The organism is Janthinobacterium breve (genome assembly GCF_051380895.1).
Taxonomy (GTDB): Bacteria; Pseudomonadota; Gammaproteobacteria; order Burkholderiales; family Burkholderiaceae_D; genus Janthinobacterium.
Genome location: NZ_JBNYXY010000008.1, coordinates 372,922 through 395,735 on the forward strand (window position 1 = coordinate 372,922; position 22,814 = coordinate 395,735).

The following is a 22,814-nucleotide window of genomic DNA, read 5'->3' on the forward strand; positions in this document are numbered from 1 at the left end:
GCCGCCGCTCGCTGACACCATCAAGCCGGCTGCGCGCCGCCCAGGTTGCGGCTGCGGTTTTCCACCAGCACGGAAATACCCAGCACGACGATGCCGCCGCAGGCCAGCATGGCGCCCACCCAGCCCGTCGAGCGCAAGCCCATGCCCATGGCGATGGCGATGCCGCCGGCCCAGGCGCCCAGGGCGTTGGCGATGTTGAAGGCGGAATGGTTGAGAGCGGCGGCCACGGTTTGCGCGTCGCCGGCCACGTCCATCAAACGCGTCTGCACGGCGGGGGCGACGGCGATGCCGGCACCGATGGCGAACAGGTTGATTGCCGTCAACCAGACATTGCTGCTGGTATAAGTAAACGCGGCCAGCGCGGCCACGTTCCACAGCAGCACGCCAAAGATGGTCCACAGGCGCGAGCGGTCGGCCAGCCAGCCGCCGATCAGGTTACCCAAGGTCATGCCGACACCGATGATGGCCAGCAAGATGGAGATGACCAGCGGCGACACTTTCGTGATTTCCAGCAAGGTGGGCGTGATAAACGTGTAGACGGCAAACATGCCGCCGAAGCCGATCGCCACCATCAGCAGGGTCAGCCACACTTGCAGGCGGCGGAACACGCCCAGTTCGCGGCGCGGGCTGGAATCGCCTGCAGCCACCATGGGCACGAAGATCCGTACCATCAGCATGGTCAGCAAGCCCAGCGCGGCGACCAGCAAGAAGGCCGAGCGCCAGCCCAGGGTCTGGCCGATGTACGTGGCCAGCGGCACGCCGAAAATGTTGGCCACCGTCAAGCCCATCAGGACACGGGCGACAGCTTGTCCCCGTTTGTCCGGTTCGGCCAGGGCTGCCGCCACCAGCGCTGCCACGCCAAAATACGCGCCGTGCGGGATGCCGGCCACGAAGCGTGCCACCACCAGCAAGCCGTAGTTGGGGGCGATGGCGCTGAGCAAGTTGCCGCCAGCGAACATCAGCATCAGACAGATCAACATTAAACGGCGCGGCATGCGCGCCAGGAAGATGGTGATTAATGGCGCGCCGATGACCACGCCCAGCGCGTAGGCGCTGATCATATGGCTCATCTGCGGCAAGGTCGTGCCCAGGTCGTCGGCCACCACGGGCAAGATGCTCATGGAAGCGAATTCGCCCGTGCCGATGGCGAGGCCGCCGATGGCCAGGGCCAGGTCGGCATAGCCAGCGCCAAAAGGCGCAGTGACGCGCGGAATCAGGGGATCTACGGAGGCGTGCATGTTCTTGTTGGTTGGGTAAAGAATGTCAGGGTGGAGCGGCGCGCTGTGGCCCGACCGGAAGTGGCCAAGCGCCACCAGAGTCGACGGCTGGCCGATATTTTCGGGCTATAGGAACTGCTCAAGGACAACATTGTAAAAGATTCGGGCAAGCTTTGCTGTGTGATGGCCAAAATCTGCTGCACTGCACACGACAGCGTTTGCTCTTGTTGTTAACGATAACACGGAATGCGCGCGATTCCGCCACGGAGCAGGCGAAGAAAAGCCGGCTGTGGCGGAGTGGTCTGCGTTACATGTTATTTTGCCAATGATTGCTGCAGCGCCTCCAGGCCCGCTACATAGATGCCGTGGAACAGGTCCGTCACTTCCCGCTCGCTCACGCCCACGGGCGTGAAGTGGCCCGACCAGGTGACCCGTGCGCCCTCGCTTCCAGCAATGTCGCTCACTTGCAGTATCGACAGGTAATCGGCGGCGGGAAAGGGCGCCTGCAAAATCGAATAGCTATAGCTGCGCGCCCCGTTGTCGTACGCTTCCAGTTGCTCGACGATGACGTCGCCGGCCGGGTTGGCCAGGTGGCGGATGCGGCCCCCATCGCTGAGGGTGCTGCTGGGAATGTAGGGCAGCCAGTCGGGCAGCGAGTTGAAGCCGCCGATCAGTTGCCACACTTGCGCTGGCGTGGCGGCAATGTCGATCGAGGTGGTGGTATGTGCCATATGAATTCCTTGTCTATTAGTTGGAGCCGCTTGGCAGCGGAGCGAATGGAGACACCAGCTGCCCGGCGCGCATGTCTTGCCAGAAGGCGGCGGGGATGACGCTGTGCAATGCTTGCTGGTCTTCGGCCAGGCGTTCCGGACGGCTGGCGCCGGGGATCACGGCGGCCACGGCCGGATTGGCCAGCGAGAATTGCAGGGCGGCGGCCTTCACGCTGACGCCATGGCGCGCGGCGATGGCCTTGATGTTTTCGACTTTGGCAATGATCTCGGGTGAGGCTTTCTGGTATTCAAAATGCGCGCCGCCGGCCAGGATGCCCGAGCTGTAAGGGCCGCCCACGACGATGTCGACGTTTTGTGCCGCTGCGGCCGGCATCAGCCGCTGCAGCGCCCGTTCATGGTCGAGCAGGGTATAGCGTCCGGCCAGCAAGAACGCGTCCGGCTGGGCTTCCGCCAGGTCCAGGGTCAGTTCCAGCGGCTCCACCTTGTTCACGCCCACGCCCCAGGCCTTGATCACGCCCTCTTCGCGCAAGCGGGTCAGTACGCGGAAGGCGCCCGTGCGGGCAATCTCGAATTGCGCCAGCCAGTTGTCGCCATGGAAATCCTGCGCAATGTCGTGCACCCAGACGATGTCGAGGCGGTCCGTGTCCAGGCGTGTCAGACTGTCTTCGATCGAACGCAGGGTGGCGTCCGCCGAGTAGTCATCGACGATCCTGTTCTTGCGGCCAAACTCGAACAGTCCGCCTTTTTCGCCCAGCTCGCGGGAGGCCGGGTCTTCCAGTTCATCGAGGATCAGGCGGCCCACCTTGGTACTGAGCACGTAATCGTCGCGGCGGCGCTGCTTCAGGGCCGCACCCAGGCGCAGCTCGGCCAGGCCGGCGCCATAGAACGGGGCCGTATCGAAGTAGCGGATGCCCGATTCCCAGGCCGCGTCGACGGTGGCCAACGCTTCGGCTTCAGGAATGTTGCGGAACATATTGCCCAGCGGCGCCGTGCCAAAACCCAGTTTACCTGTCAGTAAGTGTTTGATCGTCATGGTGTTTTCCTTCAATGAGTAGAGTAGTGCTGGCAGAATAGCTGGACAAGTTAAGCCTGTCCAAGACATAATTGGCGTAACTTGAGTCCTGAAAGGTCTGCTATGCTGGACATACGCCAATTGCACTACTTTATCGCCGTCGCCGAGGAAGAACACGTGGGGCGGGCCGCCGAGCGCCTGCATATTTCCCAATCGCCGCTGAGCCGGCAAATCGCCCAGTTCGAAGACAAGCTGGGCCTGACCCTGTTCGAGCGTAGCGCGCAGCGCATCCGCCTCACGCGCGACGGCCACACTTTCCTGGCCGAAGCGCGCGCCTTCCTTACCCACGGGAATCGCCTGGAAGCGCTGGCGAAACGCCTGGGGCGCGGCGACGAAGGGGGCCTGTGCATCGGCTACATCGACAATGCCATGCATGCGGGCGTGTTGCCGGACGGCTTGCGCAGCCTGCGCGCCACGCGTCCGCAGGTGCACATTGCCCTGTACAACCTGCATTCTGCCGAGCAAATTGAGGGCTTGCGCCAGCGCAGCCTCGATATCGCCTTGCTGTGCGAACCGCCGCTGCCAAACGACCCGGACCTCGATTGCGCGCAAGTGCTGAGCGACCCCATGCTGCTGGCCATGCCGGAGACGCACCCGCTGGCGCACAAGGCCGACCTCACGCCGGAGGACTTGGGCGGCCAGGAATGGATCGCCGTGCTGCATAAGGAAAGTGCATTGAAACACGACAATTTCGTCGCCGCCTGCGCGCGCGCCGGTTTTACGCCCGATATCCGCCTGGAAGCCACGGAACCGCTGACGGCGCTGGGCCTGGTGGCGGCCGGGCTGGGTATGGCCATGATACAGCGCAGCCTGCGCCAGCACGCGCCGGCCGGCGTGGTAGTGCGCGAGTTGCCGTGGTTCAGTTACCGCACGCCGCTGTGGTTGGCCTGGCACAAGGTCAATTTACGCCCGCTGGTGGGGGTTTTTCGGGCAACCTTGCTGCAGCAGGCGGGCGTAGCCACCTAGATTTTCCTGGCGTGCTTCAAATGCAAGGGTAGCCACCACCACATGCAGATGATGAGTGACCCCATCAGCGCGCAAGCGACGATACCGGCGATGTGGCCAAACACTTCCGATATCACTAAATTGGTGCCGAGGATGAACGCCAGCGCCAGCGACAGCGCACCCGCCATCATGATGCGGTCGGCCACGCGCTTGAAACGCTCGCGGTCTTGCAGGGGGCGCATGACGCGGTGCTGGATGGCTGGCGCGCTGAGCAGCACCAGGCTGGTCATGGAGAGGAAAAACGTCAGCAGGAAGACGATTTTTTCCGCCTGCACGATCTTTGCAAAACCGCCGTTGAAGGGCAGGATGATGAGAAAGGCGGTGAGCATTTGCGCGCCCGGCAAGAGGATGCGCAATTCGCTGAGCAGGTCGGACAAGTCGCCTTCGTCGCCTGGCTGGTCATCTTCATCCTGGTGTTGCGCTTGTGGCATGGGGCCATCCTCGTGGTGGTGATGGGGCCAGTCTACGCACAAGCGACCAGGCCGACTGTGGCCCGGCGCACCTTCAGAAGCATTGCGTGATGTCTTGGCGCAGCCGCCACAGGGGCGTCGAGACGATGGGCGTGGCGCTGTGCGAGGCGTCATGGCCGCAATGGCCGCAACTGTGGCGGCGGTGCGGCGCCAGCGCGAAGCTGCCCAGGTCCAGGTGCGGGTGGCCGCAGCGGGCGCAGTTGCTGCAGTCCAGCGGCGTGCCCGCCTGCAAGGCGGCCGCGAGCGCCTGCGCGGCGGGCGGCGTGATATTCAGTTGCACGATGTCGGGAGGGAACAAGCCGGGCAGGGCGCGGCAGTCGATGGCCAGCGCAGGCAGGTCGCGGCTGAACAGGGCGCCGCCGTCATTGGCCCGGGCGCGCAGTTGCAGCAGGCCATCGGGACCCAGGTGCAAGGTGGTGGCGTGAAACTGGCTGGGGTCGAACAGCGCCGGATACAGCACATAGCCCATGGGGCTGGCGTGCTGGCGGCAACGCATCTGCCGCGTCGCCTGCCAGCCGGCCAGGTCGGCCTGGGTGCCCCAGTAGCATTGGTGCGTGCGGCACCAGTGGCGCGCCGCGCCGTTGCGAAACTTTCCGGCCGGTAGCAGGTCGCACAGGACGATGGCGTCTTCGCCCGCGCCGGCGCGAAAGTGGCCCGTGATGTGTGCGGTGGTGACGGCAAGATGGCCCGTGCTCGCTTGCAGGGGCCAGCAGATGCCGGGCAGGGTCAGCGGCGTGTTCAATGGCGCCTCCGCGTGGCTATCGGCTTGCCAGCCGATAGTGGGCCGGAATGAAAAAACCCGCCGACTGGGGCGGGCTGTGCTGACAGGCTTGCCAAGGGCATGGCCCGGTCTATTCTTCCGTATCGGCCAGGGTGACGATGGCGCGCGCCCACTTCGAGTATTTCAGGTTCGCCAGATCGCGCACGGTCTTGATATTGAACGCCTGCTTGAGCAGCTCTGCATCCTTCTCGCTCACGCCTTGCAGCGCATCGACGGGCGCATCAGCGATTTCCTTGAACGTCTTTTTTTCGTAGGCTTTGTCTACCGCTTTATTGATGTTCATGTGTTGATACTCCTCAGTAAGTAGGAAAAATAATTCTACACGGTTTTGCGAACCGTCAATTTACGCTTGCATGTTGTGCTGAACTAAATATGATGGAGGTGGGTGGCTCGACAGTGAGTCAGTCCACGCGTTCGCTGCGAGATTGTAATTATAGCATTGTTATTATTCATAGTATAATGTTTTCCATGGCGCAGAATGGTCTGTGCCATGCCGGAGGCTGCGGTCACGCGGCACGAATCGATAGCGTTCAGGAGAATACGATGAGTTTGCTAGATCAACTTGCAGGACAAGCGATGAGCGCTTTGGGCAACAAGGGCGCGGACGGGGAAGCGCCATCGGGATTGATGGCCAGTGTGATGGACCTGGTCAACCAGCATGGCGGCTTGCCCGGCCTGCTGCAGAAATTCCAGGAAAGCGGCCTGGGCGACCAGGTGGCCAGCTGGATCGGCACCGGCGCCAATGCGCCCGTGTCCGGCGAGCAGATCAAGGATGCGCTGGGCGCCGACACGATCACCCAGATCGCTGAAAAAGCGGGCGTCGCCCCGGACGCGGCCTCGGGTGGCCTGGCAGCCCTGCTGCCCCAGCTGATCGACAAGCTGACGCCAAACGGTCAAGTGCCAGAAGGCAATGACCTCGTCAGCCAGGGTTTGAATATGCTCAAGGGTAAGATCTTCGGTTGATACAGCCGATGCAACAACAAAAAACCTCGCAGCGATGCGAGGTTTTTTTATGTGCAAGGTTTCTGGGTGATCGGTGTTAACGTCTGAAAAACGCCTGTGGCTAGGCGCCGCCCCGAAGACAGTACGCGAGTACGGCGAAGGACAAGAGTAACCCCGACAACAACGCCATGGGTGTTTTTCAGGCGGCGGCCATCATGCCGAAGTGGGGAGGCGCTCCAGTCAGCCTCGCCGTACTGCCCTCCACCAGATACGAGCAATAGCGGCGCCGTTCGGCGATGCCGCCGCGCCGTTCCATCAGTTCACCCAGCATGGCCACGGCATCGGTGGCCATCTTTTGCACGGGCTGGCGCAGGGTGGTGATGTCGTAGCTGAGCCAGCCGGACGCTTCCAGCGCGTCGAAGCCGGCCACCGACATCTGCAGCGGCACCTGGATACCCATCTGGTGGCGCGCCGTGTCCAGGCAGCCGATGGCCATGATGTCGTTGCCGCAAATGACGGCGTCTGGTACGCGGCCCAGGCGGTCGATGACCTTGCGCAAGCCGCGTCCGCCGCTGGCGTAATCGTAGTTGCCGCTGACGACGATGGGCGCGGGTAAGCCCAGGGTCAGCAAACGGTCCAGCACGCCGGCCTTGCGTTCCTGCGCGACAGCCGAGTCGCCGGGGCCGTCGATGATGGCGAACTGGCGGTGGCCCGCCTCGGCCAGGCGCGACACGAGCAGGCGCGCCGCTTCAGCCTGGTCGCACAGCACGGCATGCACGGCATGCTCGCGGGGGCTGCGGTTGAACAGCACCAGCGGCACGTCGCGCCGGCCGAATTCGGCCATCTGCTCGTCCGACAGGCAGGCGGCCACGACGGCGCCATCGACCTGGTATTGCCACACATCGCTCAGGACTTTGCCGATGTCCGCTTCGCGCTCCAGGGTAAATAGCAATAAACGCTTGCCCTGGCGGGCGATTTGCTGGCTCAGGTCGGACAACACTTGTGGATAGTACAAATTGGCCAGGTTGGAAATGATGACGGCCACCAGGTTCGAGCGCCGCGTGATCAGGCTGCGCGCGGCCGCGTTAGGGATGTAGTCGAGGCTGATGGCCGCCTGCATGACCTTGGCGTGGGTGGCCGGTGAGATGCTGGCGCCCGGCTTGAAGCAGCGCGACACGGCCGATTGCGACACGCCGGCCAGCAGGGCCACGTCATACGAGGTCACGCGCCGTCCGGCGCCGGGTATTGGGCGGGGGCTGGATGTCCGGGCTACAGTATTCTTTTTTCGCATATTGGTCTGGCAAGCAATCTGTCTCAAAGTATTCCTGCAGGCCCGGCCGCTTGTGGCGGCCTGGGCGGGCAGAATGAGCATAGCGCAAAAGATTGCCGTATGGCAAGACTGTTTTCTTGTTCATGTTGCAAAAAATATGACTGAATGGCAAGTGGTATGCTTGCTCCTCAATCATGCTTGCCCCTCAGTCGGCGCTGTCGCACGGCCCGCTGCCATAGGGGCTGATGCGTCCTGGCGGGTCGATGCGGCGTGCGTTGAAATCGCTGGCCAGGGTGGGCAACGGTAATTCCGCCGTGGCGCTCGCTTCCGTGCCGCTGACGGTGCCGCGCACAGTCAGGGCGACATGCACCCATGAAGCAACATTGCGCGGATAACTGACGGTGACGGTGGCCATGCCCAGCGCGTCGCTCAGGCCGCTGGCGCTGACGGTCAGGGGGATGCCCGGGTCGAGCACGCCATTGCCGTTGCGGTCGTAGGCAGCGTCAAAAATGCCGTTGCGCAAGACGTCTTCGTTGGCGCAGCTGTAGTGGGGCAGGGCCAGCAGCCAGGCGCCCGTGTCGGGGAACTCGGGCTTGTCCGCTTGCCACAGATAATATCCCTTGGCATAGCGGCTGGGCCAGGCGGCGGCCGTGATGGCGACGCCGGGCACGGCGTTGCCGGCGCTGTCGGAAACGAACACGGCAAAGTCCTTCTGCAGCACGCTGGCCGAATATTCGCGCAGCAGGCTGCCCGTGCCCAGCTTGATCGACAGCGCTTGCCGCGCCACCGTCAGGCGCACGACGGCCGTGGCCGCCGCTTGCGGTGCGCCCTCGATGCGGGCCTGGATCAGCACGCCGTCGCGCCCGCTATCGGCCGGCCCCGCGACATACACGGCGCGGGCCAAGCCATCGCTGCCCGTCAGTACCCGGCCCGCTTGCCGCAGGTAACCACCGCTGGGGTCGCTCAAGATGCTGAACAGCACGGGCGCGTTCTTGACCAGGTTGTTTGCCGCGCCATCGCGCACCACGGCGCTGATGGTGCTGATACTGCTGCTGGCGTTGTCGGCCGAAGCGGCCATGTTGGCGCGCAGCACGGCCGGCTCCGCTTGCACGGCCAGCTTGCTGGCGCTGCTTAAGGGCGCGACGAATTCCAGCCGCGTCTGCGCCGTGGGTCCGCCCGCCACGGCGGCCGTGATGGTGGCCACGCCCGCGTTGGCCGACTGCACGTAGCTGCGCGGCAAGTTGCCATTGTTAAAAATCAAGCTGGCGGGCAAGGCCTGGCTGCAGGCGCTGTCCGCAAACAGGTTGCCGCGCGAGGTGGACAGGCTGGCGCTGCCCGTTTGCGCCACGCCCGCCTTGTCGTAGCGCGCATCGATGGTCTGGCACGCTAGGGTCGCCACTTGCGGCAGCACGTCCGCGCCATTGGCGTCCTGGCCCACGGCCGGGCTCAGGCGCAGGTCGCTGCCCGCCACCGCATATGCTTGCGTGGCGGCGGCGCCCAGGGCGCTGACGGAGACGGCATCCTTGCCCAGGCTGCCTGCCGTCAGGCGCAGCAGCAGCTGGCCTTGCGCATTGCTGAGCGCCGCGCCGCCATCTTTGACACGCACGCCATTGCCGGCGCCCGTGCTGTAAGCAATCGCGGCGCCGGCCACGGGCCGCTTTGCCGAGTCGCGCACGGTGACGGTGAGGTCGGCGCCCTGGCCCAGCATCAGTGCGGCCGGCCCCAGCAGTTCCACGCTGCTGCCCGTGACCGCCACCGTGCCCTTGCCGCTGCGCGTGCCGACATTGGCCGTCACGGTGATGCTGCGGTTGCTGTTGGCGCCACCCGTGCCCAGCAGGGCGCGCGCCTGGCCGTTCTTGTCCGTCACGGCATCGACGCTGCCGAGGATGCCGGAATCGGCGGCAAAGGAAATCTTTGCGTTTGGCAAGGCCAGGTTGGCGCCATCCTTGACGAGGGCCGTGACGGCCACTTCGCTGCCGGCCAGGCCTGCCGAGGCCAGTTCCGTGCTGGAAAAGACCAGGTTGACGGCGCTGGCCAGGCTGGCAGGCTCGGGTGGAGTCACGGGTGGCGTCACCGGCGGGGTGACTGGCGGCATCACGGGCGGCACAATGGGCGGTGGCGGGCTGCCACCGCAGCCTGTCGTGCTGTGCAGCGAGCAGCCGCCGGACACCTGCGTATCGGTACCGCCTCCGCCACCGCAGCCGGCAAGGGAAGCGAGGAAGATAGCCAATAAAGTAGCGGGCAGCATAGCAGCGGGCAGGTGGCGCAGGGGGGCGTAGGGCACGATGGGTCTCCGGGAGCTTGCCGAGTTGCTCGGCGTCACTCCCAAGAGTAGCTTTTGCACGCCGTCGCTACTTGATGCAAAGCAAGCTTGTTGCCTTGGCCATGCCGCAAGTATTTTTCTGGTGCAATGGCGTGCATTCTGATAAAATAACGCCCCTTTATTCAGGGAAGGGTCGACATGGCCAATGCTTGCGGCGTCGATTTCGGCACGTCAAATTCCACGGTAGGCTGGGCACGTCCCGGGCAGAGCACCATGCTCGGCCTGGAAGATGGCAAGACGACCTTACCGTCCGTTGTCTTCTTCAATGCGGAGGACGAGGAAGTCAGTTTTGGCCGCGCGGCGCTGGCCGGCTATCTGGCCGGCTACGAGGGGCGTTTGATGCGCTCGCTGAAAAGCCTGCTGGGCACCAGTCTCATCGATGGCCAGACGGAAGTGGGCGGCCGCGCGCTGCCATTTCGCATGTTGCTGGCGCAATTCATTGGCGAGGTGAAACGCCGCGCCGAGCAGTCCGCCGGCCGCGAATTCTCGTCCGCCGTGTTCGGCCGTCCCGTCTTCTTTATCGACGACAATGCGCAGGCCGACCAGCTGGCGCAAGATACCCTGGCCGAAGTGGCCCGTTCCGTGGGCTTCAAGGATGTCGCCTTCCAGTTCGAGCCGATTGCCGCCGCGTTTGACTACGAGTCGCAAATCAACAAGGAAGAGCTGGTGCTGATCGCCGACATCGGCGGCGGCACCTCCGACTTTTCGCTGGTGCGGCTGTCGCCGGAACGGGCGAAAAAGGCCGAGCGCCGCGACGACATCCTCGCCACCGGCGGCGTGCACATCGGCGGCACGGACTTCGATAAATATCTGAGCCTGTCATCCGTCATGCCCCTGCTCGGCTATGGCAGCCGGCTGCATAACAATAGCGAAGTGCCGTCCAGCTATTATTTCAACCTGGCGACCTGGCACACGATCAACCTGGCCTACACCAAGAAGATCTGGGTGCAGCTGGCCGACGTGTGCCGCGATGCGCGTGAGCAAGACAAGATGGGCCGTTTGCAAAAGCTGATCGACGAGCGCGCCGGCCACTGGCTGGCCATGAAAGTGGAAGAGGGCAAGATTGCCCTGTCCGACGCGGCCGAAGTGCAGCTGGAACTGGAGCGTTTGTCGCCCGCGCAAAGCCTGCTGCTGAAACGTACGCAATTCGACGAAGCCATCTGCCATTTGTGCGGTTCCGTGGAAGAAACCGTGCTGCGTTTGCTGCGCGACGCGGGCGTGGCGCCGGACGCCGTCGACACCGTGTTCTTCACGGGCGGATCGAGCGGTGTGCGCCTGCTGCGCGAAAAGATCGCCGCCCTGGTGCCGACCGCGCGCAAGGTCGAAGGCGACCTGTTCGGCAGTATCGGTGCGGGACTCGCGCTGGACGCCGTGCGCAAGTTCGGCTAAGCTGGCCCACCGCAGCATCGCAGAAAGAGCCTTACTTCATGAATGTGTTTGACAAACCGATCGTCATGATCGACTTCGAGACGACCGGACTGTCACCCGACATGGGCGACCGCATCACGGAAGTGGCGGCCTTGCGTATTGAAGGCGGGCAGATCACGGACCGCTATGTGACCCTGATCAACTGCAATGCGCGCATTCCCTCGTTCATCACGGGCTTGACGGGCATCACGCAGGCCATGGTGGACAAGGCGCCGCCCGTGGCCGAGGTGGTGCCGCAGTTGCTGGACTTCATCGGCAGCGATGCCTTGTCGGCGCACAATGCCAGCTTCGATGAAAAATTCCTGCGCGCGGAAAGCGCCAGGCTGAACCTGACGCCCGCACACCAGTCGCTCGTGTGTTCCTTGAAACTGTCGCGCCGCGTGTTTCCCGGCATGGCCAGCTACAAGCTGGGCTTGCTGTCGAGCCAGCTGGGCATCGCCTTCAAGAGCGCCGCCCACAGGGCAGAGTCGGATGCGGAGGTGGCGGCGCAAGTGCTGATCCATATCGGCCGCCACCTGCGCAGCAACTACGGCATCGCCGATGTCGACGCCGACCTGCTGGTGTCGCTGAACAAGCTGGCCGCCGCAAAAGTGCCGCAATTCCTGCAAAAGCATCCGGCGCGCCGCTGATCTCCGTTTCCTCTCGAAGCGGGCTCATCAAAACGATATAATTTTGTTATTTCGTTTGAGCCTGCTCAAGTCCTTCCCCCGCATCGAATTTAAAATTTAAGCAACACACGATTTCGCCGCCCTGGTCCGCCGTTTTGCGCGTGCTGCCGGCAAGCGCAATGTGGATGGGGGCGCACATGGACAAGCACCATACTGCCAGAGATAGCCACCAGGCGTATATCTGGTTCCGCACGGCTGCCGAGCAGGGCAATGCCTACGCCCAGTTCAACCTGGGATTGATGTACAAGAAGGGCGAAGGCGTGGCGCAGGACGATGCGCGCGCCTTTGTCTGGCTACGCCTGGCCGCGCTGCAAGGGTTGGCTTATGCACAGAACCACCTGGGCGCCTTGTATTACCACGGCCGGGGCGTGGCGCAGAGCGACGAGGACGCCGTGCTGTGGTTTCGCCGCGCGGCCGCGCAGGGCGATGCCTCGGCCCAGCAAAACTTGGGACAGATGTACCGCAAGGGGCGGGGTGTGCTGCAGAGCGACGAGCTGGCACTGGCCTGGTTTTACCGCGCCTCCGAGCAGGGCGTGGCCAGCGCGCAATCCTTGCTGGGTGTAGCGTATGCCCAGGGGTTGGGAGCGAAAAAGAACGATGCGCTGGCCCTGGCCTGGTTCCGCAAGGCAGCCTTGCAAGGCGATGCGCAGGCGCAGCTGAACCTGGGACTCGTCTACAAGCGCGGCCAGGGCGTGGCGCAAAGCGATGCGCAGGCGCTGGCCTGGTTCCGCCAGGCCGCTGCCCAGGGCTTGGCCGTGGCGCAGCGGCAACTCGGCGTGGCCTATGCGGAAGGCCTGGGCGTAGTGCCCGACCAGCTGCGTGCCTATGCCTGGCTGCAGCGGGCGGCCGAGCAGGATGACGCCGACGCCCAGTTCAATCTGGGCCTGATGCTGGCGCGCGGCCAGGGTGTGGACCTGGACCAGGCGCGCGCCCTTGCCTGGTACCGGCGCGCCGCCCTGCAGGGCCATTGCATGGCGCAATACAATCTGGGCGGCATGTTTGCGGGCGGGCGCGGCATCGCCCGCGACTTGCGCCAGGCATTGGACTGGTATGCGAGGGCGGCGGCCCAGGGCGCGTCGAATGCGCAATTCAACCTGGGCGTGATGTATGCCAATGGCCAGGGCGTGGAACGCGACGACGTGTGCGCCGTGCGCTGGTACCGCACGGCGGCCGAGCAGGGCGATGCCAGCGCGCAGAACAATCTGGGCGTCATGTATGCGAACGGCCATGGCGTACCGCAAGACGATGGCCTGGCCGTGCAATGGTATGCGCGCGCGGCCGGCCAGGGCCATGCGCTGGCGCAGTACAACCTGGGTGGCATGTATAACAGCGGGCGCGGCGTGGAGAAGGATTTGCTTGGCGGCTACATATGGCTGGCGCTGGCGGCCGAGGGCGGCGATAGCGGAGCGACCCGGGCCAGGGAAGCGGCTGCCGCCAGGCTGGAGCCGGCACAGCTGCAAGAGGCGCAGCAGCGCATGCGGCAATGGCACCAGCTGCGCTCCCCGCCGCTGCCGTCGCCCGACTGAAGCGCCGCCACTGTGCGCGCATGGACGCGCGCCGCATGCGATAATTGCCTACAGGCATCTCGTGCCGCCATGAGGCAATGCGTGCACAGTGCGTGCATCGGGCGCGGGTTTTTGGCACAGTGAAAGGTGGAACATGGTAAGGCAGGCAGGCGAGGATGCATCCGAGCAAAAAGTCATCGACGACATCGCCACGCATGGCTGGCATGGCGTCCATATCAGTGCTGATGAAGTGGGTCCCGGCTATGCCTTCACGATAGGTGCTGGCTACAGCTTCGGCCAGCCGGAATTTCTCATCATGGGCTTGCCGCGCTCCATGGCCCACCAGATACTCGACGTGGCGCTGGACGCCGTGCGCAGCGGCGCCATCACGGATTTCACGGCCACCACGGACGTCTTGCTGGAAGGTCATCCGTGCGCCTTCGTGCGCGTGCCCGTCGAGCAATACCGCAACTACGTCGGCTATGCGCGCTGGTATTACCAGGGCGATGATTTTACGCTGTACCAGATCGTCTGGCCGTCGCGCGATGGCCATTTCCCGTGGCAGGCGCAAGCCAGTGCGCAGTACGTCGAGAGCCAGCCCCTGCTGGGACCGGCACCGCCAGCGGCATGATGGCAGCGATGACGGCCAGGGTTTGTGCCGATACGGCTACCCTGTGCGTGTTCGACCCGGCGCTCCTGCGTCACAGCTTGGGCCGTTGCTTGCGTTTGCCGCGTATCGCCCGCCTTGGCTATGCATCCATGCGCGCCACGCCCGTGCCTTGGCGCCGGTCCAGGAACAGGCTGTTGCCGTGGATTTTCTTCGCCTGCTTCTTCGCTTCGGCCGCCTGCGTGGCGATCTGATGGTGCGTATAGTACTGGTGCGCCTCGACCTTGATGACGCCCAACGATAGGCTGATCAATGAATAAAACACTTTCTTGCCCTGCCGGTCTTCGCTGATGTAGCCGCCCCGTTCGCAGTCGCCCGTGCTGTAATAGGCGAGGATGGCGGCGGCAAAGCGTTCCAGCATGGCCTGGCAGCGCGTTTCCCAGTCTTCGCTCTGGAACAAAATCATGAAATCGTCACCGCCGATGTGGCCGATGAAGTCGCGGTTCGGGTCGCAATGGCTGCTGAGGATTTCTCCCGTCAGCTGGATCACGTCGTCGCCCTTGCGGTAGCCATACACATCGTTGAAGGGCTTGAAGTGGTCGAGGTCGCAATAGCAGACCCAGAAGCGGCTACCGCTGTGCAGCAGGCGGTCGATATGTTCGTTGATGGGCACGTTGCCGGGCAGTTGCGTGAGGGGATTGGCGTAACGGGCCGCATTGATCTGCATCTGCGTGATTTCGCGCATCAGGTCGTGGCCCGTGCCCATGCCCAGGTAGCGGCCCTGTTCGGTAATGATGAAGCCGTTGAACAGATGGTGGGCATCCGACTGCACCATGGTGTAGCTGAGTTCCTGCAAGCTCGTCTCGTGGTCGGCAATCAGGGGCGTGGCATCCATGAACAGGCTGCACGATTTTTTGCCATACAGTTCGCGCTGGTAGGGGCGGGCGAAGTGGTCGATCATTTCGAAGCGGCTGATCAGGCCCAGCGGCACGCCGTCATCGACGACGGGAATGATCATCAGCTTCGGCTCCTTCAGGAAGATGTCATACACCTCGTTATTGTTTTTCTCGGGCGAAACGGCCGCCACTTTGTGCAGCAGCTTGCGGATGCTGGCGCCATTCTTTTCCAGGCTGCTGCGTTGTGGATACACGGCTACGCCGTTGCGCCCCAGCGCCTGCACCACTTCGGCCGGCAGGGCGCGCGCCGGCACCGCGTTGGGCCGGCCCAGGTGATAGCCTTGTCCGAAGGCCACGCCCAGGTCGCGCAAGACCAGCAATTCCGTTTGCGCCTCGATGCCTTCGGCAATCACCAGCGTGCCCGATTTTTCCGCGATTTCCTGGATCGAGCGCACGAATTGCAGTTTCACGGGGTCATGATTGATGCCCTGGATGAAATGCATGTCGATTTTCACGTATTCAGGGCGCAGTTCCGACCACAGGCGCAGGCTGGAAAAGCCTTCGCCCAGGTCGTCGATGGCGATCTGGAAACCCATGTTGCGGTAATGCAGCACCGCTTCGCGCATCAGCTCGTAATCGTAGGTGGGCTGGTTTTCCGTCAGCTCGATGATGACGCGGTCCGGATTGATGCCGATGTGCTCGATGTATTCCAGGGTTTCGCCATGGCGGGCATTGCGTAGCAGCAGGCATTCGGGGCTGACATTGAGGAAAAGCTTGCCGGGCAGTTGCAGTTCGGCAAAGCGTTCCAGCACCACCTGGCGGCACAGGTGCTCCACTTCCAGGGTCAGGTCATGCGCGCGCGCCACCTTGAACAAATTCATCGGCGCGTGCAGGGGGCTGTCGGACGGGCCCCGTATCAAGCCTTCGTAGCCGATGATGTCGCCGCTGTGCATGTGGATGATGGGCTGGAACAGCGCGCTGAGCTTGCGGCCCGCCAGGATGTCGTGCAAGGCATCCGTTCCTTCGATGGCTATGGGGGCCGATAGCGGCTTCAGGTAAGCCACATTCGATGACATCGCGCCGGGCGGCGCGGCGGTGGCGGAAGGGAGGGCGAGAGTGTGCATAGGCGGATGTGGCGGCACGGCCTCTGGACGGGCCATGAACATGTTGCCTATAGTAAGGAAGATTTATGACGGCTTGATGAAACGTATTAACTTTTGATAATGTTTCTTGCCTGCCCTTCAGTTTGCCGATTCTCCTCAAAAACGCGATTTACCACGGCGTTTCCTGTGAATTTTCCAAATAAAAGACGGCAAATCCATCAGATAACTGTGCTTTAAAAGTGGCAATCCGCGCTATGATTTCTTTTGGCGAAAGTCAACATGGGCAGCCGCAGCGTGAGTTTGCACGGCCTGCTTTCCTCGACATCCAACAATGAGACAAACAACCCATGCAATTACGTAGTGCAACCCTCATATTCAGCCTGCTGGCCGCTTTCGGTGGCAATGCCATGGCGCAATCTTGCCCGGCCGGCGATGGCGCTCCCGTGACGTATCCGGTCAGCAAAAAAGTCGACCAGCAAGACAGCTATTTCGGCACCACCATTGCCGACCCCTACCGCTGGCTGGAAGATGCCAACAGCGCCGAGACGGGCGAATGGGTGGCGGCGCAAAACAAGCTGACGCAGTCGTACCTGGGCACCATCCCCGAGCGCGCCGCGATCAAGCAGCGCCTGACCAAGCTGTGGAATTATGAGCGTTTCTCTACGCCAACGAAGCAGGGCGGCCGTTACTTCTACAGCCGCAACGACGGCTTGCAGAACCAGGCCGTGCTGTACACGGTGAAAAAACTGACGGACGAGCCCCGTCTGCTGCTGGACCCGAACACCCTGTCCACCGATGGCACGGTGGCTCTGGCCGGCACTTCGATCAGCCCGAACGGCAAATACCTGGCTTACGCCACGTCCGCTTCCGGTTCCGACTGGAACGAGTGGAAAGTGCGCGACATCGAATCGGGCAAGGATTTGACGGACCACATCAAGTGGGCCAAGTTCTCGGGCGCCTCGTGGACCAAGGACAACACCGGTTTCTTCTACAGCCGCTATGACGCGCCGAATGAAGCGACCAAGCTGGCCGATATCAATTACTTCCAGAAATTGTATTTCCACAAGATCGGCACGCCGCAAAGCGACGACATGCTGGTCTTCGACCGTCCCGACCAGAAAGAATGGGCGTTTGGCGGCAGCACCGTCAGCGACGACGGCAATTATTTGATCATCACGGCCACGCAAGGCACGGAACGCAAGAACCGCGTCTTTTACAAGGACTTGCGCCAGAAGAATGCCAAGGTGGTGGGCTTGCTGGAAGCGTTCGACGCTTCCTACTCCTTCATCGACAATGACGGTCCCGTGTTCTTCTTCAAGACGGACAAGCAGGCGCCAAAATCGCGCGTGATCGCCATCGATACGCGCAAACCGGCGCCGGCCGACTGGAAGGAAATCGTGCCGCAAAGCGCGGAAACCCTGGTCGCCGTCAACCTGATCAACAACCAGCTGGTGCTCGACTACCTGAAAGATGCGCAAACGCAAATCAAGATCGTCGACTTGAAGGGCAAGCTGGTGCGCGAAGTGGCCTTGCCGGGTATCGGTTCGGCGGGCGGCTTTGCCGGCAAGCGTGGCGACACGGAAACGTTTTACTCGTTCACCAGCTTCACGACGCCAGCGACCATCTACCGCTACGACATGAAATCGGGCAAGAGCAGCGTGTACCGTCAGCCGAAGGTCGATTTTGACCCGAACGCCTTTGAAACGCGCCAGCAATTCTTCACCAGCCGCGATGGCACCAAGGTGCCGATGTTCATCGTCTCGAAAAAAGGCATGAAGCTGGACGGCACGAATCCGACCTATCTGTACGGCTATGGCGGCTTCAATATTTCGCTCACGCCTAGCTTCTCCGTGGCCAATCTTGCCTGGGTGGAAATGGGCGGCGTCTACGTGATGGCCAACCTGCGCGGCGGCGGCGAATACGGCGAAGCCTGGCACCAGGCTGGCACCAAGCTGAACAAGCAAAACGTGTTCGACGATTTTATCGGCGCAGCGCAGTGGCTGGTGGACAACAAGGTCACCTCGCCATCGAAACTGGCGATTGGCGGCGGCAGCAATGGCGGCCTGCTGGTGGGCGCGGCCATGACGCAGCGTCCGGACCTGTTCGCCGCAGCCATCCCGCAAGTGGGCGTGCTCGACATGTTGCGCTTCCACAAGTTCACCGTGGGCTGGGGCTGGGTGCCTGACTATGGTTCGTCGGACGACGCCGAGCAGTTCAAGGCGCTGGTGAAATACTCGCCACTGCACAACCTGAAGGCGGGCGGCTGCTATCCGGCCACCATGATCACCACGGCCGACCATGACGACCGCGTCGTGCCTGCCCACAGCTTCAAGTTCGCCGCCGCCGCCCAGGCAGCGCAGGGCGGCGCGGCACCCGTGCTGATCCGCATCGACAGCAAGGCCGGCCATGGCGCCGGCAAGCCGACGACCAAGCAGATCGAAGAAGTGGCGGACCGCTGGGGCTTCCTTAGCCGTTCGCTGAAGATGACGCCAGTAGTGGCGGAGCCGGCCAAGGTGGCGGCGCAGTAATCAGGTAGTTGCAGTACCGGGGTCAGACCCGCCGGGGCAATGCGTTCCAGTGGAGCGCATTGCGATCACGCAGTGACTGACCCCAGCATTTAGCGGGGTTATCCTCGCCAATACCCCCACCCCAAACATCGCCTGAAACGGCAAATCTTTGCGCTGCGCATAACCGATATAGCAGTCGCACTTGAAACGGGGGCAGCGGCGTTCCTGCAGCATGTCCGACAGTTCGTCCGTGTACAGATTCCCCAGCCGCTCGGGCACGAAGTGGCAGCGCGCCAGTTCGCCGTCGCCATCGACGGACAGCGACGCTTCGCCCGCCAGGCAAGGTTTGCCGCGCGAGGGCGACGGGCGGCGGTTTTGCGCAAACCACGGGTCAATGGCATCGAGCCAGGCCAGGTCTTCCACGCTGTAGTAGTGGGGGCCGCGCCGGTCGTAGGCATTCAGCCACAGGTAGACGTGGGCGGGCAGGGCCGCGCGCAGGGCGCGGATGGCGTCCAGGTGTTCGGTCATCGCCACCACGCCCACGGAATAGCGCACGCCCATGGCGTCCAGGCGCGCGCAGCGTGCGAGAAAACGGGCCAGTGTCGTCTGGTCCGGGTGGTAGGTGCACCACAGGCCGATTTTTTCCAGCCCCTCCATGTTATCCAGCCAGCCTAAGGGGCCGGACAGATTCGTTTGCAGCGCCACCTGGCGCATGTGGGGCAGTGCGGCCAGCGCCTGCATGGCCGTGCGGTAGTGGCGCCGCACCAGTGCTTCGCCCCAGGGCGTGAACAGGACGCTGATGTTCCGCTTTTGCGCCGCCACCCAGCTGGTAAAACGCGCCACTTCGCCCGCGTCGCGGGTCAGCGCGGCGTGGCTGTCGCGCTTCTTGGCAAACGGGCAGTAGCCGCAGGCGTAGTTGCAGCTCGATAGCGTGCCCCGGTACAGCAGGGATAAAGTGTCAGGCTGTGTTGTCAGCACGCCTGACCGCCTTCGGCCATCAGCGCACGCACCGTATCGGAGACGAGCCAGGGGCCGATGGTGTCGGCGTAGCTGTAGCCCCGGTCATTCAGGCGCAGCAGCGGGCCATCTTCCGCTACCAATTCCAGCGCGTGCAGCTCGGCCAGTTGCGGCAAGTCTTCTTCGCAGCGCGTGCCGAAGCGCGCCGTGTAGGCGTCGCGGTCCAGGCCCGGTTCAGTCAGCAGCGACTGGATCACGTAGCGGCGGCGCTGTTCTGCGTCATCGAGCACATGGCCATGTTCGGCCTGCGCAAAGCGCGCTTCATCGAACGCCAGATACTGTTCGATGATGTTGATGGTGTCCGTGCGCGCCACCGCGTACTCACTCGAATAATGCAGGCGCGAGGTGTAGGAGCGCGCGCCCGCACCCAGACCCACCATGCCATCATTCTGGCAGCAGTACGATGGTCCGTTCTGTTCCGGCGCATGGGGCGCGCGGAACATGCGCATCGATACCTGTTCGTAGCCTTGCGCCCGCAAATGGTCGCGCGCGGCCGCGTACAGGGCCAAACGGCTGTCGCCGTCCCGCGCTAGCAGGATGGGGTTGAGCGACTGCGCGCCCTGGCGGCGCGCCACCTTGCCGAGACCCGTCTGCTCGCGCACGTACAGCGGATACAGATAGATTTCCTCGGGCGCGAAGGCCAGCGCGCTGTCGATGGAGGCCAGCAGGCTGGCGATGGTTTGCCCGGCGATGCCGTAGATCAGGTCCAAGTTCAGGGTGGGAAAGCCCGCCGCGCGTATCAGGCCGATGGCGTGATGGACGGTAGCGTTTTGCTGGGGCCGGGCCAGCGCGCGCATCTCGCCGGCGGCAAAGCTCTGGATGCCCAGGCTGACCCGGTCGATGCCATGCGCGCGGCAGACGGCAAGCCGTTCCGCCGTGATGGTTTCGGGTGACGCCTCGATGCCGGCCGGCGTGTGTTGCAGGTTAATGCCGAGGATATCGCGCGCGCCGCACAGCAGGATGTCGAGCTGCGCGGGCGACAGATAGGTGGGCGTGCCGCCGCCCAGCGCGAAGCGGGCAAAGCGCCGTTCGCCCAGCGCGCCGGCCAGGGCGCGCATCTGCACCAGCACTTGCTGCACATAGCGTTCCACCATGTCGGCGCCGGGCCGGGCCATGGCGAACAGGTTGCAAAAGCCGCAGCGCATCTCGCAAAACGGGATGTGGATGTAGGCGAAGAGGGCGGAGCGGTCTTGCTGCGCCCACAGGGGCGCCAGCGGCGCCGCCTGTGGCAAGGCGCGGTAAGCCGCCTTGTGCGGGTACGAGTAGGAATACGCCTGGTAGGGCGTGTGGCGCATGCGCTGCGCCAGGGTGTCAGCTTGTTCGGAAGGGATCACTCTTGGGACTCTTTGGGATGTGTATCGGTATCGGGGGCGATGAAGAAGTGCGCATATGGCACGTTCCACACGCTGTCGTGGGCGACCCTGTGGCCCCGGTAACCGTCTTCGCCATACGCACTGCCGTGGTCCGAGCAAATGATGGCAAACGTGGGCGCGCGCGCGGCGCAGGCGGAAAACAGGGGCGCCAGCGCGCTATCCACGTAGCGCAGGGCCGCCGCATGGCTTTCAAGGCAGTCGGCGCGGCAGCCGGGCAGGTAGGCGCGGTTCGGCGTATGCAGGGCGGCCACGTTGATGAATAAAAAGGTGCGCTGCGCGCCGTCCGCCAGGCGGGCTATGGCCAGCGCCACCTGCTGTTGCGTCGAATGGCGGCTGGCCACGCCCATGCCGGCGCTCCAGTGGCTTTCCTGGAACAGCGACGGCAGCACGGAGCCCAGCGCCGTTTGTTTATTAAAGAATCCCACGCCGCCGATGCAGAGGGTGCGGTAGCCGCGCGCGGCCAGCGCGGCGGGAAGGTACGCTTCCTCGAACGCAAACGTGTGCGGCGATGTCGTTTCGCTGCCCGCGAAGGCGGAAGCGAACAGGCGCGGATGGCGCCCGGGCGCGGCCGGCGTGGGCAAAAAGCCCGCGAAGAAAGCCTGGTGCGCGGCATACGTAAACGTGGCGGGCGAGTGGCGCCGTTCCCAGCCACCCGGTGGTAGAAAACGTCCCAGCACGGGCAGTTCGCCTGCCTCGTACAGCGCTTGCGCCACGTCAAAGCGCAGGGTGTCGAGCGTGATGAAAACGATGTCGTGGCTGCCCACGACGGCGTGCATGTCGGGGATGTTCGGTGTGTCTTTAAACATGTGTCAGTTGCGCTGTGTAAGTGTCCGCGCCTTGCCAAAGCAAACCTGGCAGCAGGTCGCCGAAGGCATTCGCTTCGAGCACGCGGGCCTGGCCCTGGCGCACAACGAGGTCGTAGCCCGTCACCTGGCTGGCAGGGAAGGCACGCGCGGCCAGGACGGCGGTTTCCTCCAGTGCCTGCATGTCGGCGGCGTCCAGCAGGCCAGCCGCGTCGCCGCGTCGGTTGTCGAGGTGCAGATTGGTCATCATCTGGTCGCCGATGCGCGCCACCCGGTGCGCGGGCTGGCCCGCCACGGTCACCACGCGCAAGTCGTAGTGGCTGTCGCCGCAGCGCGGCTTGCTCAGCCATGTTTCCGCGTACAGCTCTTGCGCGGCCAGCGCGTCGACGAGGGCCGCGATGTCGTGTTCCGCCTCGTAGCGCGCCATGCGCTTGACATTGAACAAACGTGTCTGGCCGTCCGCCCGCGACAAGGCGGCCGAGGTGGTGGCTTGCTGGCGGCCCGTCCGGTTGCGCCGGTAGGCGACGACGCCGGACGCGGACGAGCCGTAGCGCGGTTTCAGATACACGCGGTCGAGCTCATGTTCGCGCAGCAGCGACTGCAAATGTTCGTAGCCATGCACGGGCCCAAGCAGGGCGGGTATGGGCACGCCGTGCGCAGCCAGATGGCGCTGGCACGCCAGCTTGTCCGTCATGAGGCTGATCTCGGTCGGCGCATTGAAGGCGCGCGCCTGCGGCAGGTCAGCCAGTTGCGCCGCCAGGGAGACCATGGCGGCGGCAAAGCCGGCAAACCAGGCATCCATGGCCAGCAGCTCGCCATGCGCGGGCGCATCGACCAGGGGACGGTCCAGCAACCGGCAGCCCGCCTGCAGCAATAGCAAATGGGCGGCGGGATCGTCGCCGGGCGGTTCGATCTTCAACAGGCAGTGTTGGCGCAATGCCTCCTCCAGTAGCGCCGGCTGCGCCAGCCAGTCGCGCCACTCCAGCACTTGCGCGGGCGGCAGGCGCAGTTGCGCGCGCGCCGCCTGCATCAGGCGCACGCGCTTGCTGCCGCTGGTGGCCAGCAGGGTGAGAGGCGTTGGCAAAGTGGGAATCCG

General features: G+C 63.8%; 20 protein-coding genes. 7 read left to right on the forward strand and 13 right to left on the reverse strand.

Annotated features, from left to right (window positions below):
* Window positions 1-20: 20 nt before the first annotated feature.
* From ACQ4W0_RS18145 to ACQ4W0_RS18155, 3 genes are all read right to left on the reverse strand, one after another.
* The gene (locus ACQ4W0_RS18145) at window positions 21-1,238 is read right to left on the reverse strand and encodes an MFS transporter (RefSeq protein ID WP_436578003.1); all 1,218 of its coding nucleotides are present in this window, start codon (window positions 1,236-1,238) and stop codon (window positions 21-23) included.
* 293 nt (window positions 1,239-1,531) lie between these two features.
* Window positions 1,532-1,948: an SRPBCC family protein gene (locus tag ACQ4W0_RS18150; RefSeq protein WP_436578004.1), complete on the reverse strand. Its 417-nt coding sequence runs from the start codon at window positions 1,946-1,948 to the stop codon at window positions 1,532-1,534.
* 16 nt (window positions 1,949-1,964) lie between these two features.
* Window positions 1,965-2,981 carry an aldo/keto reductase gene (locus ACQ4W0_RS18155; protein ID WP_436578005.1) on the reverse strand — a complete coding sequence of 339 codons (1,017 nt, stop codon included), beginning with the start codon at window positions 2,979-2,981 and terminating at the stop codon, window positions 1,965-1,967.
* Between the two features lie 102 nt (window positions 2,982-3,083).
* Here ACQ4W0_RS18155 and ACQ4W0_RS18160 point away from each other — a divergent pair, with 102 nt between their 5' ends.
* Complete coding sequence (locus tag ACQ4W0_RS18160; RefSeq protein WP_436578006.1) at window positions 3,084-3,986, forward strand: LysR family transcriptional regulator; 903 nt, start codon at window positions 3,084-3,086, stop codon at window positions 3,984-3,986.
* Here the strand turns inward: ACQ4W0_RS18160 and ACQ4W0_RS18165 are convergent.
* From ACQ4W0_RS18165 to ACQ4W0_RS18175, 3 genes are all read right to left on the reverse strand, one after another.
* Window positions 3,983-4,456, reverse strand: coding sequence for a DUF6328 family protein (locus ACQ4W0_RS18165; RefSeq protein WP_436578007.1), 474 nt, complete (start codon window positions 4,454-4,456; stop codon window positions 3,983-3,985). The two genes, ACQ4W0_RS18160 and ACQ4W0_RS18165, sit on opposite strands and share 4 nt — an antisense overlap.
* A 73-nt stretch (window positions 4,457-4,529) precedes the next feature.
* Window positions 4,530-5,237 (reverse strand): hypothetical protein, encoded by a 708-nt coding sequence (locus ACQ4W0_RS18170; protein ID WP_436578008.1) that lies wholly within the window; start codon window positions 5,235-5,237, stop codon window positions 4,530-4,532.
* Between the two features lie 109 nt (window positions 5,238-5,346).
* On the reverse strand, window positions 5,347-5,559 hold the full coding sequence (locus tag ACQ4W0_RS18175) for a hypothetical protein (RefSeq protein WP_034751103.1): 213 nt from the start codon (window positions 5,557-5,559) through the stop codon (window positions 5,347-5,349).
* 260 nt (window positions 5,560-5,819) lie between these two features.
* On the opposite strand from ACQ4W0_RS18175, the gene ACQ4W0_RS18180 reads away from it, so the two are divergent.
* Window positions 5,820-6,239 (forward strand): YidB family protein, encoded by a 420-nt coding sequence (locus ACQ4W0_RS18180; RefSeq protein ID WP_152253961.1) that lies wholly within the window; start codon window positions 5,820-5,822, stop codon window positions 6,237-6,239.
* Between the two features lie 178 nt (window positions 6,240-6,417).
* On the opposite strand, the gene ACQ4W0_RS18185 is transcribed toward ACQ4W0_RS18180, so the two are convergent.
* Entirely contained in the window at window positions 6,418-7,443 is a 1,026-nt protein-coding gene (locus ACQ4W0_RS18185) for a LacI family DNA-binding transcriptional regulator (protein WP_436578009.1), read from the reverse strand.
* 250 nt (window positions 7,444-7,693) lie between these two features.
* Window positions 7,694-9,772 (reverse strand): Ig-like domain-containing protein, encoded by a 2,079-nt coding sequence (locus ACQ4W0_RS18190; protein ID WP_436578010.1) that lies wholly within the window; start codon window positions 9,770-9,772, stop codon window positions 7,694-7,696.
* 177 nt (window positions 9,773-9,949) lie between these two features.
* Here ACQ4W0_RS18190 and ACQ4W0_RS18195 point away from each other — a divergent pair, with 177 nt between their 5' ends.
* The 4 genes from ACQ4W0_RS18195 (at window position 9,950) to ACQ4W0_RS18210 (ending at window position 14,043) form a co-directional block, all read left to right on the forward strand.
* Entirely contained in the window at window positions 9,950-11,200 is a 1,251-nt protein-coding gene (locus tag ACQ4W0_RS18195; protein ID WP_436578011.1) for an Hsp70 family protein, read from the forward strand.
* A gap of 38 nt (window positions 11,201-11,238) precedes the next feature.
* Entirely contained in the window at window positions 11,239-11,868 is a 630-nt protein-coding gene (locus ACQ4W0_RS18200) for a 3'-5' exonuclease (RefSeq protein WP_436509594.1), read from the forward strand.
* A 176-nt stretch (window positions 11,869-12,044) separates the two neighbouring features.
* Complete coding sequence (locus tag ACQ4W0_RS18205) at window positions 12,045-13,433, forward strand: tetratricopeptide repeat protein (protein WP_436578012.1); 1,389 nt, start codon at window positions 12,045-12,047, stop codon at window positions 13,431-13,433.
* 133 nt (window positions 13,434-13,566) lie between these two features.
* Window positions 13,567-14,043 (forward strand): DUF4262 domain-containing protein, encoded by a 477-nt coding sequence (locus ACQ4W0_RS18210; protein ID WP_436578013.1) that lies wholly within the window; start codon window positions 13,567-13,569, stop codon window positions 14,041-14,043.
* Between the two features lie 118 nt (window positions 14,044-14,161).
* Here ACQ4W0_RS18210 and ACQ4W0_RS18215 read toward each other — a convergent pair whose 3' ends face one another.
* Window positions 14,162-16,039 (reverse strand): GGDEF domain-containing protein, encoded by a 1,878-nt coding sequence (locus ACQ4W0_RS18215; protein WP_436578014.1) that lies wholly within the window; start codon window positions 16,037-16,039, stop codon window positions 14,162-14,164.
* Window positions 16,040-16,365: 326 nt separating this feature from the next.
* Between ACQ4W0_RS18215 and ACQ4W0_RS18220 the strand changes: the two genes are divergently transcribed.
* On the forward strand, window positions 16,366-18,546 hold the full coding sequence (locus tag ACQ4W0_RS18220; RefSeq protein ID WP_436578015.1) for a prolyl oligopeptidase family serine peptidase: 2,181 nt from the start codon (window positions 16,366-16,368) through the stop codon (window positions 18,544-18,546).
* Here ACQ4W0_RS18220 and ACQ4W0_RS18225 read toward each other — a convergent pair whose 3' ends face one another.
* From ACQ4W0_RS18225 to ACQ4W0_RS18240, 4 genes are read right to left on the reverse strand one after another with little or no spacing between them, the layout of a single operon-like run.
* Window positions 18,547-19,503, reverse strand: coding sequence for an STM4011 family radical SAM protein (locus ACQ4W0_RS18225; protein WP_436578016.1), 957 nt, complete (start codon window positions 19,501-19,503; stop codon window positions 18,547-18,549).
* Window positions 19,497-20,876: an STM4012 family radical SAM protein gene (locus ACQ4W0_RS18230; RefSeq protein WP_436578017.1), complete on the reverse strand. Its 1,380-nt coding sequence runs from the start codon at window positions 20,874-20,876 to the stop codon at window positions 19,497-19,499. Before ACQ4W0_RS18230 ends, ACQ4W0_RS18225 begins: the two co-directional genes overlap by 7 nt.
* Window positions 20,873-21,721, reverse strand: coding sequence for an STM4013/SEN3800 family hydrolase (locus tag ACQ4W0_RS18235; protein WP_436578018.1), 849 nt, complete (start codon window positions 21,719-21,721; stop codon window positions 20,873-20,875). Before ACQ4W0_RS18235 ends, ACQ4W0_RS18230 begins: the two co-directional genes overlap by 4 nt.
* On the reverse strand, window positions 21,714-22,802 hold the full coding sequence (locus ACQ4W0_RS18240) for an STM4014 family protein (protein WP_436578019.1): 1,089 nt from the start codon (window positions 22,800-22,802) through the stop codon (window positions 21,714-21,716). Before ACQ4W0_RS18240 ends, ACQ4W0_RS18235 begins: the two co-directional genes overlap by 8 nt.
* Window positions 22,803-22,814: the final 12 nt, after the last annotated feature.